Origin of the sequence: Chimaeribacter arupi (assembly GCF_002858805.1) — a bacterium.
Taxonomy (GTDB): Bacteria; Pseudomonadota; Gammaproteobacteria; order Enterobacterales; family Enterobacteriaceae; genus Chimaeribacter; species Chimaeribacter arupi.
Window position 1 is genome coordinate 123505 of the sequence record NZ_PJZI01000009.1, and the last position, 18010, is coordinate 141514.

13 protein-coding genes, 1 tRNA gene and 1 pseudogene are annotated in these 18010 nt (G+C 59.1%); 9 read left to right on the top strand and 6 right to left on the bottom strand.

The window, feature by feature from the left end; all coding sequences use genetic code 11:
- Positions 1-2 precede the first annotated feature (2 nt).
- The 5 genes from ada (at position 3) to CYR52_RS07750 (ending at position 4787) form a co-directional block, all read left to right on the top strand.
- Complete coding sequence (gene ada, locus CYR52_RS07730; RefSeq protein WP_101828364.1) at positions 3-1109, top strand: bifunctional DNA-binding transcriptional regulator/O6-methylguanine-DNA methyltransferase Ada; 1107 nt, start codon at positions 3-5, stop codon at positions 1107-1109.
- Positions 1081-1740 (top strand): DNA oxidative demethylase AlkB, encoded by a 660-nt coding sequence (gene alkB / locus CYR52_RS07735; RefSeq protein WP_175558196.1) that lies wholly within the window; start codon positions 1081-1083, stop codon positions 1738-1740. The genes ada and alkB overlap by 29 nt, the downstream gene beginning before the upstream one ends.
- A 61-nt stretch (positions 1741-1801) precedes the next feature.
- Positions 1802-2263: a GNAT family N-acetyltransferase gene (locus CYR52_RS07740; RefSeq protein WP_072932823.1), complete on the top strand. Its 462-nt coding sequence runs from the start codon at positions 1802-1804 to the stop codon at positions 2261-2263.
- 459 nt (positions 2264-2722) lie between these two features.
- Positions 2723-3304 (top strand): carbonic anhydrase, encoded by a 582-nt coding sequence (locus CYR52_RS07745; RefSeq protein WP_101828371.1) that lies wholly within the window; start codon positions 2723-2725, stop codon positions 3302-3304.
- Entirely contained in the window at positions 3297-4787 is a 1491-nt protein-coding gene (locus CYR52_RS07750; protein WP_101828365.1) for a SulP family inorganic anion transporter, read from the top strand. Before CYR52_RS07745 ends, CYR52_RS07750 begins: the two co-directional genes overlap by 8 nt.
- Before the next feature lie 49 nt (positions 4788-4836).
- Here CYR52_RS07750 and CYR52_RS07755 read toward each other — a convergent pair whose 3' ends face one another.
- Positions 4837-6276, bottom strand: coding sequence for a hypothetical protein (locus tag CYR52_RS07755; protein WP_101828366.1), 1440 nt, complete (start codon positions 6274-6276; stop codon positions 4837-4839).
- 29 nt (positions 6277-6305) lie between these two features.
- Positions 6306-6416 (bottom strand): annotated as a pseudogene (locus CYR52_RS07760) (type VI secretion system tube protein Hcp); the annotation flags it as partial.
- A 462-nt stretch (positions 6417-6878) separates the two neighbouring features.
- Between CYR52_RS07760 and CYR52_RS07765 the strand changes: the two are divergent.
- From CYR52_RS07765 to CYR52_RS07775, 3 genes are all read left to right on the top strand, one after another.
- Complete coding sequence (locus CYR52_RS07765; RefSeq protein WP_101828372.1) at positions 6879-8447, top strand: MFS transporter; 1569 nt, start codon at positions 6879-6881, stop codon at positions 8445-8447.
- Positions 8448-8598: 151 nt separating this feature from the next.
- Positions 8599-9390, top strand: a complete 792-nt coding sequence (gene kduD, locus CYR52_RS07770; protein ID WP_072932907.1) for a 2-dehydro-3-deoxy-D-gluconate 5-dehydrogenase KduD — start codon at positions 8599-8601, stop codon at positions 9388-9390.
- 78 nt (positions 9391-9468) lie between these two features.
- Positions 9469-10113: an RpiB/LacA/LacB family sugar-phosphate isomerase gene (locus CYR52_RS07775; RefSeq protein WP_072932812.1), complete on the top strand. Its 645-nt coding sequence runs from the start codon at positions 9469-9471 to the stop codon at positions 10111-10113.
- Between the two features lie 88 nt (positions 10114-10201).
- Here the strand turns inward: CYR52_RS07775 and CYR52_RS07780 are convergent, their stop codons facing one another.
- On the bottom strand, positions 10202-11473 hold the full coding sequence (locus CYR52_RS07780) for a zinc-dependent alcohol dehydrogenase (RefSeq protein ID WP_072932810.1): 1272 nt from the start codon (positions 11471-11473) through the stop codon (positions 10202-10204).
- A gap of 380 nt (positions 11474-11853) precedes the next feature.
- On the opposite strand from CYR52_RS07780, the gene CYR52_RS07785 reads away from it, so the two are divergent.
- Positions 11854-12117: a hypothetical protein gene (locus tag CYR52_RS07785; protein ID WP_241521561.1), complete on the top strand. Its 264-nt coding sequence runs from the start codon at positions 11854-11856 to the stop codon at positions 12115-12117.
- A gap of 242 nt (positions 12118-12359) precedes the next feature.
- Here the strand turns inward: CYR52_RS07785 and CYR52_RS07790 are convergent.
- From CYR52_RS07790 to CYR52_RS07800, 3 genes are all read right to left on the bottom strand, one after another.
- Positions 12360-12435 (bottom strand) — tRNA-Asn (locus CYR52_RS07790).
- Positions 12436-12579: 144 nt separating this feature from the next.
- Positions 12580-15672, bottom strand: a complete 3093-nt coding sequence (locus CYR52_RS07795) for a beta-galactosidase (protein WP_101828367.1) — start codon at positions 15670-15672, stop codon at positions 12580-12582.
- Between the two features lie 153 nt (positions 15673-15825).
- Positions 15826-17556 carry a hypothetical protein gene (locus tag CYR52_RS07800; RefSeq protein WP_072933854.1) on the bottom strand — a complete coding sequence of 577 codons (1731 nt, stop codon included), beginning with the start codon at positions 17554-17556 and terminating at the stop codon, positions 15826-15828.
- Between the last annotated feature and the right edge of the window lie 454 nt (positions 17557-18010).

Below are 18010 nucleotides of genomic sequence, written 5' to 3' on the forward strand. Positions count from 1 at the left end.
TTATGACTATGCCTGATACCGCAGTAAACGATCCGCGCTGGTTGCAGGTGCTGGCGCGTGACAAACAGGCCGATGGCCGCTTTGTGTATGCAGTGCGTACCACCGGCATCTATTGCCGCCCTTCATGCCCGTCACGCCGGGCACACCCCGATCATGTCGTGTTCTTTGCCACGGTGGCCGAGGCCGCGGCGGCCGGTTACCGTGCCTGCCAACGCTGCCGCCCGGACGGCGATTCAGACCAGCAGCAGTGGGCAGCACGCATTACAGCAGCCTGCCGCCAGCTGGAACACGCAGAAACCGAACCCACGCTGCACCAGCTGGCGGCGCAGGCCGGGGTCAGCCCGTGGCACTTCCACCGGCGCTTCCGGGCACTGACCGGCTTCACCCCGCGCGCTTATGCCGCGGCCCGGCGCGGCCAGCGGGTCCGGGATGCTTTGCCGCAGGCCGCCAGCGTCACGGAGGCGCTGTATGGGGCCGGCTATGGCTCCAGCGGCCGCTTTTATGCGGCCTCAGAGGCGCAGCTCGGCATGACGCCGGGGCAGTTCCGCCGGGGCGGGCAGGGCGAGCAGCTCTGGTTTGCAGTCGGTGAGTGCAGCCTCGGTTCTGTGCTGGTGGCCCAGAGCGCGCGCGGCGTATGTGCCATCCTGCTGGGCGATGACCCGCAGGCGCTGGTCCGGCAGATGGAAGCCTGTTTCCCGCAGGCGGAATTCCGTGGCGCGGATCAGGGTTTTGAGCAGGGCGTGGCGCAGGTGATTGGCCTGATCGACCATCCACAAACCGGGCTGACGTTACCGCTGGACATCCGCGGCACGCTGTTCCAGCAACGGGTCTGGCAGGCGCTGCGCGCCATTCCGCCCGGCAGCACCCTGAGCTACCGCGAGATTGCCGCGCGCATCGGCGCACCGGCGGCAGTGCGCGCGGTGGCCGGGGCCTGTGCGGCTAACCGGCTGGCGGTGGCGATCCCCTGCCACCGGGTGGTAAAGCAGGACGGCTCACTCTCCGGCTATCGCTGGGGCGTGGAACGCAAACGGGCGCTGCTGCTGAAAGAGCGCGCCGCAGAGAAAGAGGAACACATCCCCGATGCAGACGATCACGCCGGATCTGTTTGAGAACCCGGCCGATCCGTGGAATGAGCGGATCGGTGACGGATCGATGCTGCTGCACGGCTTTGCGCTGGCGCAGGAGGAGGCGCTGCTGGCGGCATTGCGCGGTGTGATCGCCGAAGCACCCTTCCGCCGGATGCAGACCCCCGGCGGCCATACGATGTCCGTGGCGACCACCAGTTGCGGCCACCTGGGCTGGATGACTGACCGGCGCGGCTACCGTTATGTCACTGCTGATCCATTGCGTGAGCAGGCACCCTGGCCCGCCATGCCGCCGCTTTTGGCAACGCTGGCTGAACAGGCAGCGGCACAGGCCGGCTTCCCGGCGTTCCGCCCTGATTCCTGCCTGATCAACCGCTATGTGCCGGGTGCAAAAATGTCCCTGCATCAGGACAAGGATGAAGCCGATTTCAGCCAGCCGATTGTGTCGGTGTCGCTGGGGCTGCCGGCAGTGTTCCAGTTTGGCGGGCTGGCGCGCAGCGACAAAGCGCAGCGCTACCTGCTGACCCACGGCGATGTGGTGGTATGGGGCGGCCCTGACCGGCTGCGGTTCCACGGCGTGCTGCCGATCAAACCGGGTGAGCATCCGCGGATGGGGGCACAGCGCATCAACCTGACCTTCCGGGTCGCGGGCTGACGCCCCGGCCGCCATGCAGTATGCTTAATGACCATACCTTACGCCCTGCCAAGGAGGTTTTATGAGCAGCACTGACACCGCGGCGGCCGTTGTTGTGCGTCCGTTGACCCACACCGATTACCCCGGCTGGTGGCCGCTGTGGGAAGGTTACCTGCATTTTTACCAGCATCCGCTGAGTGAACAGGTGACCTTACTGACCTTTGAACGCCTGTGCATTGGTGAGCGGCTGGCCGGGCTGGTCGCTGAAGCGCCGGATGGCACGCTGCTTGGCCTGGCGCATCTGGTGTTTCACCCCTCAAGCTGGAGCGAACACGGCTACTGCTATCTGGAAGATCTCTACGTCAGTGAGGCCGCTCGCGGCCAGGGCATTGCCCACCGGCTGTTTGACGCGGTATACCAGCTGGCTGACGAAAAACAGTGTGATCGTGTCTACTGGGCCACGCACGAAACCAATACCCGCGCCCGTGCGCTTTATGATCAGCTGGGCGAACGCACCGCTTTCCTCACTTACCGTCGCTGGTAAACATCCTCGTTAGTTACCCGGTTTCAGCCGCCTTCGGGCGGCTTTTTCGTGTACTTTTCCTGCTAAGTTATAAGAATTTCTTATTTGATTGCGGGCTAAGCAAAGTTATTGATCTGAATATGTAAAAGTGTGAACTGTGACTCTGTGTATCGAAAAGTATGCTTTTGTAAATAAAAAAGCATAGTTGTTACTTGCAGATTACTCTTATGCAGTACCTTTCACTGGGATGTTAGTAAATATCTCCGTTATCGCGACGCGGTAACGGCGGATCGGGCGGTTCCGCCTGCCCCGGCATCCGCACACAAGGACAGTGCACACCTCCAGAATGGTTGAAATTTCTGATGAGTATTTCCCAGGTTAACGGGCAACCGGGCGACGTGATCACGACTGCCCCCCAACAGAGAGATACATGCCGTGACGATACTGACACCCCTATTGGCCAAAAACCGCAGCTGGGCCATGAAGCAGCAGCAGAGCGATCCTGACTACTTTATCCAGACGGCGCGCCCACAACAGCCGCACTCCCTGTGGATTGGCTGCTCAGACAGCCGGGTACCGGCGGAAGTGCTGACCGGCTCCCACCCCGGTGAACTCTTTGTCCACCGCAACATTGCCAACATGGTGATGGAAGAGGACGACAACCTGATGAGCGTGCTGCAATACGCGCTGGAGTACCTGAAAGTCTCCGGCATTGTGTTGTGCGGGCATTATGGCTGCGGCGGAGTTCAGGCGGCCAGCATGTTGCCCGATATGCCGCTGGCACAGGAGGAGAGCGCGCTGGCACGGCGGATGCGTACCCTGCGCCGTTCGCTGGGCGAGGCGCTGGCGGAGCAGGGCCACCCGGATGAGAGTGCGCGGCAGAATGCACTGGTAGAGGCGCACGTGCGCCGCCAGTTCGTTCACCTCACCGAGTGCTGGCCGGTGCGGCTTGCCTGGCAGCAGCAAAAACCGCTGGAGGTCTACGGCTGTGTCTATGACCTGCACAGCGGCCACCTGAAAAAACTGGTTGAACAGCGCAGTATGGAGGCCCGCGATGAGTGACTCAACCCTGAGCCAGGCTCCGGCCGGGGCCTCGACCCTGCGCCATGATATTCCCGCCGGATTGGTGGTTTTTCTGGTGGCCCTGCCGCTCTGCCTCGGCATTGCCCAGGCCAGCGGCCTGCCGCCGTTTGTCGGGCTGCTGACCGGCGTCATCGGCGGGCTGGTGGTAACGGCCTTCAGCCCCTCCCGGTTTGCCGTCAGCGGCCCGGCGGCCGGGCTGGTGACCATTGTCACCGCCGCAATGGAGACGCTCGGCAGTTTCCCGGCGCTGCTGTTCGCGCTGATCCTGGCCGGCATGTTACAGGTCATGCTCGGCATCGCCCGCGCCGGGCGCTTTATCACGCTCATCCCCGGCACGGTGATTCAGGGGATGCTGGTGGCGATTGGCCTGTTGCTGATTGTGCAGCAGATCCCGGTGGCGATGGGCCTGCCGGAGGGGCAGGGGCTGGGCGCACTGCTCAGCGGGACGGCAGCCTTCTCCGCCCCGGCCCTGATCATTGCGTTGGTGGCGCTGTTAATTATGTGGTTATGGACCACCGCGCCGTTCCGGCGTATCGGGTTGCTGACTTACATTCCCGGCCCGCTGGTGGCGGTGCTGTGGGGCAGCCTGGCGGTGGTGTTTGGCGAGCGGCTGTTGCCCGAGGGTGCGATGCCGCGCATCTCCCTGCCGGCGTTTAACAGCCTGAGCGAGCTGACCGCCCAGCTGGAGCGGCCGGACTGGCAGGCGTGGAAAAACCCGGCGGTGTATATGGTGGCCGTCACCCTGGCGCTGGTTGCCAGCCTGGAAACCCTGCTGAGCCAGGAGGCGTTGAAGAAGCTGAAAGAGCAGGTGCCTGCACCGTCGCCGGACAAAGAGATGCGTGCGCAGGGGATCGGTAACGCCCTGAGCGGTTTCCTGGGCGGCCTGCCGATCACCGCGGTGATTGTGCGCAGTTCAGTCAACGTCAATACCGGCGCGCGCAGCAAAGTCTCGATCCTGCTGCACGGGGTGCTGCTGTTGCTGTGCGGGCTGTTTTTCAGCGACATGCTGAACACCATCCCGCTGGCGGCGTTGGCCGCAGTACTGCTCTACACCGGGTATAAGCTGGCGTCCCCTGCGTTATGGCTGATGCAGTGGAAACAGGGCTGGCCGCAGTTTCTCCCGTTCGTCACCACGGTCGCCGGGATCATGCTGTTCGGTATGCTGGCCGGCATTGGGCTGGGGCTGCTGGCGCAGTTGTTGTGCAGCACCTATAAAAGCCACGTGAACGCGCTGCAACTCTCCAGCTATGACGATCACTACGTGGTGCGCATCCACCAGAACCTGACCTTCCTGCACAACCCGCGGCTGCACAGCATCCTGGCAGAAATTCCAGACAACAGCGTAGTGATGGTAGACAGTGAAAACGCCCACTACATCGACCCGGACGTCAAAGCGTTGCTCAATGAATTCCGTGAGAAAGCACCGACCCGCGGCATAAAACTCGACCGCTGGCCGGCCTGATCCTGCGCTGCTCTGCGAGGCCGTTTCCCTGTCAGGAAGCGGCCTCTTTTTAGGGCGTAGGGTAGGTCAGGGTGCCCCATTTGCTGTTGCTGCGCGCTGCATCCGCCAGGATTTCTTCCATGGACGCATTCAGCATCCACAGGCATCGTCGGGTATTTTGAAGGGCCGTCTTCTCCAGACCCTGTTTGGTTTGCCGGTAGTAACGGATAACCGAGGCTTTGGTGTGATCCATGGCAGCCGGGATGCCGCAGACAGTATCTGTATCAAAGTGCTGGATAATCCGGGGGTCGTCGCCGCTGTAGGCATCAATCACCGTTAATGCCTCAAGCGTCAGCGCTGGCGCTTTCATTAAGGCAATACTGGCGGCGATGTGAAATTCCACTAATTGCTCATAACTCAATACAGGCGCGGTAATAAATACCGCATCAGGCAGTGCGTTAATCGCCCCAGGTTCAGCCTGCGTTAATTGCTTGATATAGATTGGCCAGCTATCAGGGACCGCTGTGCCGGGTTCAGGGTAGAAGCGGGTGCCCCATTTCATCGTCCCGCGCTGCTCCTTATAGCCGAACTCTTCCATCGTTTTCCGCATTAACCCTAAACAGTGTTGACTGTTTTTGTGCGTACTGGTTTTCAGCACATGTGTTGCTTTGTGGTAATAGCGGAAGGCAGAGGGCTTATCATAATAAAAACCCATTGATAGCGTGCACACGCTGTCAGTATTGAATCGTTGAATAAGTGCAGTCTGCTTTCCGGCCTGGTGATGATCAATGATGCTTAACGCGTCGAGCGTTTGTGGCGTTGCCTTAATTAAAGCGAGTCTTAATGCATGATTCAGTTGTGAAGTAGGGTCACCACCCAGTGTCAGCCCAAATGAAAATACATTTTCCGGCAATGTTTTTAACGCCCCAGGGTCGCCGCGGGTCACCTGTTCAATCAATACCGGCCAGTTATCCGGCACCTGAGTGCCGGGTGCTGTCACGTAATATTTTTCGGTTCCCCATGCGATTCTGCCGTGCGTGTCATCCACGTTAAGGTCGTTCATTGCTGTCTCCATAATATGCAAACAGCGTTGGCTGTTTTTATGGGAACTGGCGCTTAATACCCGCGTCGCCTGCTGGTAATAACGGGTCATTGATGCCTTATCGTAATAACGCACCTGCGGCAAACGGCATACCGCGTGGGTAGTAAAGAGGCGCATAAACGCATTGTCTTCACGGATGCTATAGAGGTCAATATTACTCAGGGCATCAAGTGTAGTTGCAGGCGATTTCACTAAGGCCAGTGTCAGCGCACGGTTAAGTTCATTTTTATGCGCCTCATCCAGTATTGACCTTAACGGAAATAATTTAATATCCAGGGTGTGTAAGGTGCCGGGGCTGGCATAGGTTACGCGATCAATCAATACCGGCCAGCTTATCGGCGGGGGATAGTCAGATTCAGCGAAACTCAGGGCCGGAAAAAGCAAGCCTATGAGTAAACAGGATTTCATCGCATCATCTCGAAATAAAGATCAATACAATGCTCAATATCGAGCACTTCGATGCTGTTTTCCCGCCCGCGTACATCCACCAAGCCGTGAATATCCGCGCCGCCGTCATCTTTTAACCATAAATAAACCGGAATAGCCATGTAAGCCGGCCTTAATCGCGAGGGGGCATTTCCCGCGGGATAATACGCCTGGGATAAATAAAGAAAAGCGACAATTTATCTGAAAAACAGAGTAGGGATGTTATTAGGCGGGTAATGAAGAGAAGGTGTTAGTGAATCGTGTTAGTGGTTTACGTAACGGGTTTTTTATTAAAGAAATAAGAAAATAACCCGGCAGGAAATAAAATCTGGGGCAAGGGCAGTGTGTTATCACGCCTCAATAACCTGATGGGGTTTTCGCCTGCCCATAGCATAAAAATGGCCTGGAGAAGAGGTTTGCAGGCGTTGAAGATCCTTTAATGTCCATTGATTAGCCTGCGTCACAAAACGGATGAAAAGTCGCCATACGTGTGACTAAATGTGATTACTTTCACATCAATCTTGCTGCGCCATGAGTATAAAAACGCCAATTCAACAAAAACGAAACGGCGGTTCAATATGAAAATGCAAGACGCGCAGCCCGGCACCGCAGAACGCCCGATCTTTGTGCGGCACCTGCTGGCCTATGGCGGCGGTAACCTGCTCGGCAGCGGCGCACTGGCGATTGCCGGGGCCTGGCTGCTCTACTTCTACACCACTTTTTGTGGGCTGACCCTGCTGGAAGCCTCGGCGATTTTCTCGGTCGCCAGCATTATTGACGCCATCAGTAACCCGTTGATGGGCTACCTCACCGATAACTTCGGCCACACCCGGCTTGGGAAACTCTTCGGCCGCCGCCGCTTTTTCCTGCTGATCGGCGCGCCGCTGATGCTGTTCTACCCGCTGTTGTGGGTTGAGGGCTTTGGTTTCTGGTACTACCTCTCCACCTACGTGATTTTTGAGCTGATTTATACCTCCGTGATGGTGCCGTATGAAACGCTGGCCACCGAGATGACCACCAATTTCGCGGTACGATCCAAACTCACCGGGTATAAAGCGATTTTCGGCAAGATGGCGAACTTCCTGGCGGCCTTTATCCCCGGCCAGTTCATCCTGATCTACGGCAAAGAGTCAGCCCAGCCGTTTTTCTATACCGGCCTGACCTACGGCGCGATCCTGTTTATTGCCGTCGGCCTGCTTTACCTCTCCAGTTGGGAGCGCGATGTCAAAGAGCTGCGCCCGCTGGACCTGCATAAAAAGAGCCTCGGGCAGACCATGCTGTCGCTGGTGCGGGATATGATCTCCACCTTCCATCTGCGGGTGTTCCGCAAGCACCTCGGCATGTATTTGTTTGGGTTCGGCGCGGAGTGGCTGTTTGCGTCAGTGTTCACCTACTTTGTGATTTTCGTGTTGCAGTATGATCCGGCGATGGTGGCCGGGCTGAACAGCCTGAACTCGATCCTGCAACTCTTCTCTACCGCTATTTTCATCGCGCTGTGCGTGAAAAAGGGCTTCAGCAAACCTTACATCCTGGCGCTGGGCATTGTGGTGTTCTCGGTGGGCTGCTACACGCTGCTCTACTTTATGCACCTGCCGGCCGCGTATGCCACCGTCGCGATGCTCGGCATCACGGTGGTGTTCGGCATCGGCACCGGCGGCGTGTATTACATCCCGTGGACGGTCTACACCTTCCTGGCCGATGTGGATGAAGCCTTTACCGGCCGCCGCCGTGAAGGCATCTACGCCGGGGCGATGACCTTCTCCGGCAAGCTGATGCGCTCGGTGATTGTGTTCGTGATGGGCGCGATCCTCAGCTACTACGGCTTCCAGTCCAAATCCCATACCCAGCCGGAAAGCGCCGTGATGGCGATTGCGCTGGTGTTCTGCATCGGCGTCATCGGGCTGGCGCTGGTGGCGATGGTGTTCAGCAAGCAGATGAAACTCAACCGCGAAACCCACCTGGTGGTGCTGAATGAAGTGGCGCGCATCAAACAGGGCGGCCGTATCGCGGATGTCACCCCGGATACGCGCGCCGTGATGGAGAACCTGATCGGCTACCGGTATGAGGAGTGCTGGGGCAACAGCGCCGTCTGCCGCAAAATGCTCGCGCCTGCGGTGGGCAAACCGGCCGATGTGCCGCCGCTGCACCCTTAACCCCGGAACGGTGCGCAGAGGAAATTTTCTGATGCACCTCAAAAAAATTGAAACGATGTTTTATTTTAATTTGTCGCCCCTTTTTATTTGCGTTAGGATGCGTGACAACTAAGCGGCCCCGCGGGGGCGGCGGCACAATGAGGGAATTATGATGAGTCTTGATACGTCTTCTCAGCAGAACTTTTCGCTGCAAAGCTTCTCACTGCAAAACAAGGTGGCGCTGGTCACCGGCTGTGACACCGGGCTGGGGCAGGGCATGGCGCTCGGCCTGGCACAGGCCGGGTGTGACATCATCGGCGTGAACATTGTCGAGCCAACCGACACTGAGCAGCAGGTCACGGCGCTGGGCCGCCGTTTCCTCAGCCTGACCGGCGACCTGCGTGACACCAGCATCATTCCCGATCTGGTGGGCCGTGCAGTGGCAGAGTTCGGCCGCATCGATGTGCTGGTCAACAATGCTGGCATCATCCGCCGCGAAGACGCCCTGGCGTTCAGCGAGAAAGACTGGGATGACGTCATGAACATCAACATCAAAGCGGTGTTCTTTATGGCGCAGACGGTGGCGAAGCAATTTATCGCCCAGGGGGAAGGCGGCAAAATCATCAATATCGCCTCGATGCTCTCCTTCCAGGGCGGCATCCGCGTGCCGTCTTACACCGCGTCGAAAAGTGCGGTCATGGGCGTGACCCGTCTGCTGGCCAACGAGTGGGCGAAGCACGGCATCAACGTTAACGCCATTGCCCCCGGCTACATGGCCACCAACAATACCCAGCAGTTGCGCGCAGACGAAGCCCGCAGCCAGGAGATCCTCGGGCGCATCCCGGCGGGCCGCTGGGGCCTGCCGCAGGACCTGATGGGGCCGGTGGTGTTCCTCGCGTCTCCGGCGTCGGACTACATCAACGGCTACACTATTGCTGTCGACGGCGGATGGCTGGCACGTTAACCCTTCTTTGGCCGCGGCATCAGCCGGGGCCACTCAACAGACCGGGCGCGGCATTATCTGCACCCAGAGGAGAGAAAGATGAAAATTGCACTGATGATGGAAAACAGCCAGGCGGCAAAAAGCCCGGTGGTACTGAAGCAGCTCACGGATGTCGCGAATGAGAAAGAGCATAGCGTCTTCTGCGTCGGCATGAGCGACGAGCAGGATCACCACCTGACGTACATTCATCTGGGCATCATGGCGAGCCTGCTGCTGAACTCAAAAGCGGTGGATTTCGTGGTGACCGGTTGCGGCACCGGGCAGGGCGCGCTGCTGTCGCTGAACCTGCACCCCGGCGTCAGCTGCGGTTACTGCATCGATCCGGCGGACGCCTTCCTGTTCGCGCAGATCAACAACGGTAACGCGCTGGCGCTGCCGTTTGCCAAAGGTTTTGGCTGGGGTGCAGAGCTGAATGTGCGCTATATCTTTGAGAAAGCCTTTACCGGCGAGCGCGGCGCGGGCTACCCGCCGGAGCGCAAAGAGCCGCAGGTGCGCAATGCGGGCATCCTGAACCAGGTGAAAACCAGCATGCTGAAAGGCGGCTGCGTGGAAACCCTGCGCGCCCTTGACCCGGAACTGGTGAAAACCGCCGTCACCGGCGAACGCTTCCAGCAGTGTTTCTTTGAAAACTGCCAGGATAACGCGATCGAAGCCTACGTGCGTGAGGTCCTGGGCCAGGCATAACCGCGCTGGGCCAGGTGTAACTCCCCCGGCAGACCTGAATAAAAAGCCCGCAGATGCGGGCTTTTTTATGGCACAGGCCGGGAGGTCATTACGGCCCCACCGGTTTTGGGTTGACCAGCGGCGGCGTGTCAACCAGCGCCGGGCCATTCTCAATGGCGGCGGTGGTGGTCAGCGGTTCCGGCGTTGCGACCGTTTCCGGCACCAGAATCACCTTGCGGCACTCTTCCTCTTTCTTCTCGAAAATCTCATAGCCTTTGGCGGCATCATCCAGCGACAGCTTATGGGTGATGATCTCTTCCGGTTTCAGCAGCCCCTGCTCAATCAGCGGCAGCAGCTCCGGCAGGTAGGCCTGCACGTGGGTCTGGCCCATTTTGAAGGTCAGCCCTTTGTCGAACGCATCCCCGAACAGGAAACCGTGGATAAAGCCGGCATACACGCCCGGCACGCTGACGATGCCGCCGCGGCGCACTGCCGCGATGCACTGGCGCAAGGCTTTGCCGCTGCTGCCTTCCAGTTTCAGGTTGGTCAGGATGGTTTCGGTGGTGCTGCCTTTGGCCTCAAAGCCCACGGCATCGATCACCGCATCGACGCCACGGTTGCCCGGCGTCTGCTCAATAATCGCCTCGGCCGGGTCATCCGTCTCATCGAAATTCACCGGGATCACGCCATAGCGCTCCTGCGCAAACGCCAGCCGGTAGGGGTGATGGTCGATCATGAAAATCTGCTCGGCACCCAGCATCCGCGCACAGGCGGCGCTCAGCAGGCCAACCGGCCCGGCACCGAAAATCGCCACCCGTGAGCCTTTGCCGACCTGGGCGTTTTTCACTGCCTGCCAGGCGGTCGGCAGGATGTCAGAGAGGAACAGGACTTTGTCATCCGACAGCAGATCCGGCACTTTGAACGGCCCGGTATTGGCTTTCGGCACACGCACATATTCCGCCTGGCCGCCGGGAATGCCGCCGTACAGGTGGCTGAAGCCAAACAGCGCGGCCGGCGGTGGGATCTGCTTCTTATTAATGATGGCGCCACGGCCGGTGTTGGTGGTTTCACAGGCGGCAAACTGCTGCATACGGCAGAAGAAACAGTCCCCGCAGGCGATAACAAACGGGATAACGACCCGGTCACCTTTCTGCACCGCCGTGACATCGCGCCCGGCTTCCACCACTTCACCCATAAACTCATGGCCGAAAATATCGCCATGTTCTGTTTTAGGGATTTTACCGCGGTAGAGGTGCAGGTCGGAGCCACAGATGGCGGTGGCGGTCACGCGCAGGATAATGTCATCCTGATCGACGATCCCAGGGTCGGCGACGTTATCAACACTGACCTTATAGGGGCCATGATAAGTAAGTGCTTTCACAGTTTTATCCTTTTTATGAGGAAGACCTTCTTAACTGTAGCGGCACTTGAGCAATTCTGCCGGGCGATAGGGGGCCGGCGGCACCCAGAATCAAAAAATCAGACAAGATGCCAGACTGCCGCGCCACCCGCAAAAAGGGAATAAATATCCTGCTTGTTTATATTGAGACTTATAATTATTCACGACACAAATAATACGAAACCTCTGGTGATACTTTATTAACGCTAAAAATAAATGACATGCGGCGTTACGTTAATTCATCCGTTTTTCAGTGGCGAAGGGCGTATTATTAACGCCGTTTTACCAAAGGGAATGTATGCCTTTTAGTGTGCCGGCGATGAAAGCCGGCACAACACCTATCATGTCGTGAGCAGGTATTTATGATGAAAAAATATACACGTTTTCTGGGTATGATGATGGCGGGTGCGCTGGTTGCCGGTTCACTGGCACCGGCAGCCTATGCCACAGAGCAAGGGCGTGAGCGGCGCGAGGCACGGGATACGCGGCAGGACGCCCGCCGGGACGCGCGGGAAGAGAAACGCGAGTGCGTGATCCACGATGATAAAAGCAACCATGAATGCCGTGAAGATAAACGTGAGGCTAAAGAGGAAGGCCGTGAGGAAGCACGCGATATTAAATGGTAACGCTGCCTGAAGGGAATGTATCTTTTCCGCGGGCGAATCAGGCATAGTGTGAAATAACAATGAACCTATTAATCATGGTAAATCCTTTCCTGGAAAGAACAGGGTGATTTATTCTGGTTATTCTTCCGCTGTATTATTTCACTGCCTGCATTCCCAACAGAAAAAAATCACGCCAGAAAAGCCAGACAGAAAACCAGACAGCAAAAAGCCCGCACAGTCTCCTGCGCGGGCTTCTTTAAATCTGGCTCCTCTGACTGGACTCGAACCAGTGACATACGGATTAACAGTCCGCCGTTCTACCGACTGAACTACAGAGGAATCGTGTGAACGGGGCGGATAATAACGGGCTGCTGCCGTGCTGTCAAAGGGTTGTCATAAAAAGTGATGCGTTTGTCGTTATTTTGTGCACGTCGTTGATATTTTTAGCGATTTGGCGGCGCGCACCGGGCGCGCCGCCGGGGATCAGCGCCGCGCGAGCGTGACCCGGTAGTGGTAAACCGGCGCACTCAACAGGAAATCAGCATGGACGCTCGGGCTCCAGGAGTCATCCCCGCCCACGCCCATGTGCGCGCCGTCCAGATGCAGCCAGGTGCCCGGTTCGTCACGCAGCAGGTGGCGGTGGCTGGTGGCCGTCAGTTGTTCGCGGCTGTGGCGGCCCAGGCTGAAATGGAAGCGGCCCTCAATCTGCCAGCCGCCGTATGCCAGTTCACGCGTGTCGCAACGCAGGCCGTTTTCCGTCGGGAAGACATAAGGGGTGTGCATCGCCGCCAGCGGCAATTGCCAGCGCCCATGTTGCGCCGCCAGTTTCCTGTCCGGGTAGTTCTCATGCGGGCCGAGGCCCAGCCAGGCCGCCTGTTGTGCCACGGTTGCCAGCTGGGTACGCAACCCGATGCGCGGCGGCGGTACACTGCCCGCCACCTCGACCGTGACATCAATATGCAGGCGGCCCTGCCGGTCAATCAGCCAGGTTTTGCGGCTGCGCAACACGCCGCGTCCGTTCGCCAGATAGAGGTGATCGCTGTTGAGCTGCACCCCCTCTGCCACGTCGGCGACGCTGAACGCCAGCAATTCCGGCACCAGCTCATAGAGCCCGGCGGCTTTCCAGCGCTCTGCCCAGGCGTTCGGGTCGATGCGCGTCACTTCGCTGACGCCGATGTCATTGTCCAGCGGCGCACGCACAAATTCGTCCGTCAGCGGGGAGAGCAGCCCCGGTTCACCGTGCTGCGTCCACTGCATCAGCGTGCCGTGCGTGCGGCTGAACTGCCAGCGCTGGTCGCCGTGGCTGACGTCGTACGCGTCGTCGGTGGTCTGCAACGCCGGGGCGATCCCGGTGGGAAGCGCAGGCGGCACGGCGAGGAACTGCGGCAGCGGCCACTGATCCCAGGCGCTGCGGTGCCCGGCCTCTGACCAGGCGGTCGCCGCAGGCTGAATCACCTCCACGCTCAGCCAGCTCTCCCCCGCAGCCGGCAACGCCGCCTCCAGCGTGATACGCTGCACGCCGTTCGGCGGCAGGTCGAGTGTGACCTCACCCTGCGCCAGCGGTTCGCCATCCTGTTCTATCCGCCAGTGCAGGCGCTCGTTATCGCTGTGGCGGAACAGGTATTCGCTGGTGACCTCCAGCGTCAGCGGGTCAGTGCCGGTCAGGCGGAACTGGAAGAACTGCTGCGCGCGCTGTGCCTCAAACAGGGACGGGTGGGGCGTGCGGTCAGCGAATACCAGCCCGTTCATGCAGAACTGGCGATCGTTCGGCGTGTCGCCAAAATCCCCGCCGTACGCCTGCCAGGGCCGCCCCTGGTCATCAAGTCTGGTCAGGGATTGATCCGCCCAGTCCCAGACAAAGCCGCCCTGCAACCGCGGATGCTTGCGGAACGCCTGCCAGTAGCGCGCAAAACCGCCAAAACTGTTGCCCATCGCGTGGGCGTATTCGCACAGGATCAGCGGGCGCGACTCATCCGGCAGGCCGATCCATTTTGCCAGTGACCATTTCGGCACCGCCGGGAAGGGCTGGTCTTCGTCCACCCGCGCGTACATCGGGCAGATAATGTCGGTGGCGGCGCTGTCTGCCCCGCCGCCCTCATACTGCACCGGGCGGGTCGGGTCAGCGGATTTCACCCAACGGTAGAGGGCATCATGGGTGCTGCCGTGGCCGGATTCATTGCCCAGCGACCAGATAATAATGCAGGCGTGGTTGCGGTCGCGCTGCACCATCCGCGTAACGCGTTCGCTGAAGGCGGCAAACCAGCGCGGATCGTCCGACAAACGGTTCATCGGCTGCATCCCGTGGGTTTCGATGTTCGCCTCATCCACCACATACAGCCCGTAGCGGTCACACAGCTGGTACCAGCGCGGCACGTTCGGGTAGTGCGAGCAGCGCACCGCGTTGAAGTTGTGCTGCTTCATCAGCATGATGTCGCGGATCATCGAGGCCTCGTCCACGACCTGGCCGCGATCGGGGTGATGCTCGTGACGGTTGGTGCCGCGGATCAACAGCGGCCGGCCGTTCAGCGTCAGCAGGCCGTTTTCAATCGCCACCTGCCGGAACCCGACGTCATAGGCTTCCGCTTCCAGCAACTCACCGGTGCGCGGGCAGAGTGACACCACCACCCGGTAAAGGTGCGGCGTTTCGGCGCTCCAGAGCCGGGGCTGCGGCACCGGCAGCCGCAGCGTCACGCGGTCGTGATAGTGGCCGCGCTCGTCGATGGGATCGCTGCCAAACGGACGGCAGAGCATCGCCACCTGGTGGTCGCCGTCCCACAGCGACACCGCGACCTGATAGTCCGCCTGCTGCGCCGGCGTCAGGTTGGCGTGCACCTCGGCCACCAGTTCCCCCTGGTGGAACCCGGCGGCCAGCGGCGTGCTCAGCCGCACATCGGTGAGGTGCACCTCAGGTTTATGCAGCAGCGTGACATCCCGGAAGATGCCGCTCATGCGCCACATATCCTGATCTTCCAGATAGCTGCCCGCACACCAGCGCAGCACCATCACTGCCAGCCGGTTCTCGCCCTCGTGCAGGAACGGTGACAAATCAAACTCTGCCGGCAGGCGGCTGTCCTGCGAGAAGCCGACAAACGCACCATTGCACCAGAGGTAAAAGGCCGCGTTAACGCCGTCGAAAATGATGCGCGTCTGCCCGGTAGCCAGCCAGCCGTCCGGCACCCGCAGCTGGTGCGAATAGCAACCGGTGGGGTTCTCCGCCGGGACAAACGGCGGGTTGACCGGGATCGGGTACTGCACGTTGGTGTAGATCGGCGCATCAAAGCCCGCCAGTTGCCAGTTGGACGGCACCGCCAGCGTGGCGGCGTCCGGCAGGTCGGCCTCCAGCCAGGTTTCCGGCACTGCCTCCGGGCGTGGGAAATAGCTGAATGCCCAGTCGCCGTTCAGGCTGTGGCGGCTGGGGGACGGCGCATCATCGCGCGCGGTTTGCGGGTCACGCCAGCTGGCAAACGGCGGGTGTGCCGGCAGCCGGTTCAGGTGGGTGATAACAGGGGACTCCCAGGCGCGGGCGGCCAGCAGCGCGGCCAGGGAACAGCGGGAAACAGCAGAATCAGCACTCATTTCAGGCTCCGGCAGTAAAATGTTATGCGCTCACAATTTACGGTTACACTGCCTGCGGGGCGGGTGGCTGTAAAGCCGGAGGCAAGCAGGGGGTGAGCAGGTTCACACTTTATCGCGGGTGGGTGGGGGCATCCCTTGCCCCAGGGGAGGTGCTTACGGCAGGGTGACGACCATTTTCCAGCCGGTGGGGGTGCCGTCGGCGTTGACGTACAGGATGCCGTTGCCGGACGCCGGCTTGCCGATGCGCTCGTTTATCGTCCCGGCCGGGTAGACCGGGAAAGTGTGGTTGGGGTTTTTCCAGCCTGAAACGCTTTTTGCCTGACAACCCCGGCTGATAAAGCTGATGTTGCCGGTACAGCTGAAGCTGTCGAACGTCACGTTGTAGAATTGTACCGACGCCCCGGAAACCAGCGCGGCATTGGCGATATGGCCGCCGTTGACGATCGCCGTGGACTGGTAGGCCCCGGCATACGTCCCGGTAAAAATGCAGTTGTTGAATGTTATCGGCATATAGCCGCTGCTCGCCACTTTGGTGCCGTTCACCTTGCCGGTGATTTTGGTGTCGTAGAAGGTGATGTTGCCGAGGATGTTGCTCGACAGGGAGATGTCTTTCAGTTCGCCTTTGATAATCTTCACATTCTGCGCGTTGTAGCGGAAATCGAGCTTTTCCACGGTGGGGTTAATCAGCGTGACATCGCGCTCCACCATCAGCAGGTCATCCACTTCCGCTTCCGCCAGCGTGAGGTGGGACGCCGGGGAGGCGATATACCAGCTGCCGAAGCGGCAACTGCTGAACACCGATTTGGTGCCGTAGCTGGTGCTGCAAACGGCACCGGAGGCGTTGAAGTTCCTGACCTCTGCCCGGTCGGTGCCGATGTTGACCGACAGCTTGGTGGTCACGCCCGGTTTCTGGCCGGTGACGGAGTCCTCCAGCGCCGCATCCATAAACACCTGGTTAATGGTGCTGTTGCCGATGATGATGTTGTGGTTCTGGTACTTCAGGCCGGAGGCCAGCCCGGTGGTGCCGTCATCTTCGGTGAGCACAATCAGCCGCTCGGCGTGGATGTTGTCAAACATATTGCGGACGTTGTTGTTGATGAAAATACCGCGGTGGTAGGCCTGTTCACACTGGATTGATGCAATATGGGTGGCGTTGAAGGTGTCCCCGGAGGAGCCGATCTCCAGCGCCCATTTTTTCAGGTTGCCGCAGCGTTCCACGCTGAGCCGCTCGAAGGTGGAATCCCAGACTGAATCCATATTGATGCCGGTGCCGTTGAAACTGCTGACGCGGATATGGCCGCCGACAAACCACTGGCCTTTGATGTAAATGCCGTTCAGCTCGGTATCGCGGTTGTCGCAGTCCACCACCAGGTCGCCGTCAATCACCAGCCGGCTGCTGCGGCCGCTGTTGGGTTGGTCGGTCGGGTCGCCCATGATGATGGCGTAGTCGCCGTCAAAGCCTTTTGGGTTGATCTTAAAGCGGCCGGAGTCATCGGCCATCACGCGTTTGATCAGGGTGAAATCCAGCGTGCCGCTGACCCGCCACGGCCCGTTCTGGAAAATCACCGTTTTATTGGCCGACGCCTTCAGATAGGCGCGCATATGCTGGGTGCAGTCTTTGGTGCCGCCGGGGGTGCAGCCAAAATCCACCGGCAAAAGCTGCTCGGCGACCCGGTGCCAGCGGTGGCCGCCTTTGGTGACGATATATTCGCCGTTATCATCGGGCGAGGTTTTATCACTCATCAGCGCCACAAACGGGCCGCCGCCGCTGGGTTTTCCGCCATTTGTCAGCCAGTCGGAAAAATAGCTGATCACCATAATAAACTGGCCGTCTTTGGTGGGTTCAATGGTGCGCAGGGTAGCAATATCTTTGCAACTGTCCATCAGGCATTCCTCATGATAAATAGGGTAAGGAAAATAAATGAATCAGGTGATCACCCTCTGTAGTTGTAATGGAGTGGCGGGGCGGCGTCCAATGAATAACAGCGGAATAATTCTTATTAATCTATATAACTGTTTTACTTGTTTTTTGAGGGTTTTTTAGGCCGGAAACGGCAAATTTCCCCTCCCTGAAGCCAGTATGAAAAAGTATTTAACGATAAAGAAACGTGGCCGGCAGGGGAAATTTGTGTGCTGTCACAGATTATCATGAAATAAAGGCGGAAGTTTTATTCAGCTAATGTGAATTATTAAAGTGTCATAACCAATAAACAGCGTTTTTGGCGATAAACAGGAAAAGAAAAATAAAGGGACGCGGGAAAAGCAAAAAGCCCGCACAGTCTCCTGCGCGGGCTTCTTTAAATCTGGCTCCTCTGACTGGACTCGAACCAGTGACATA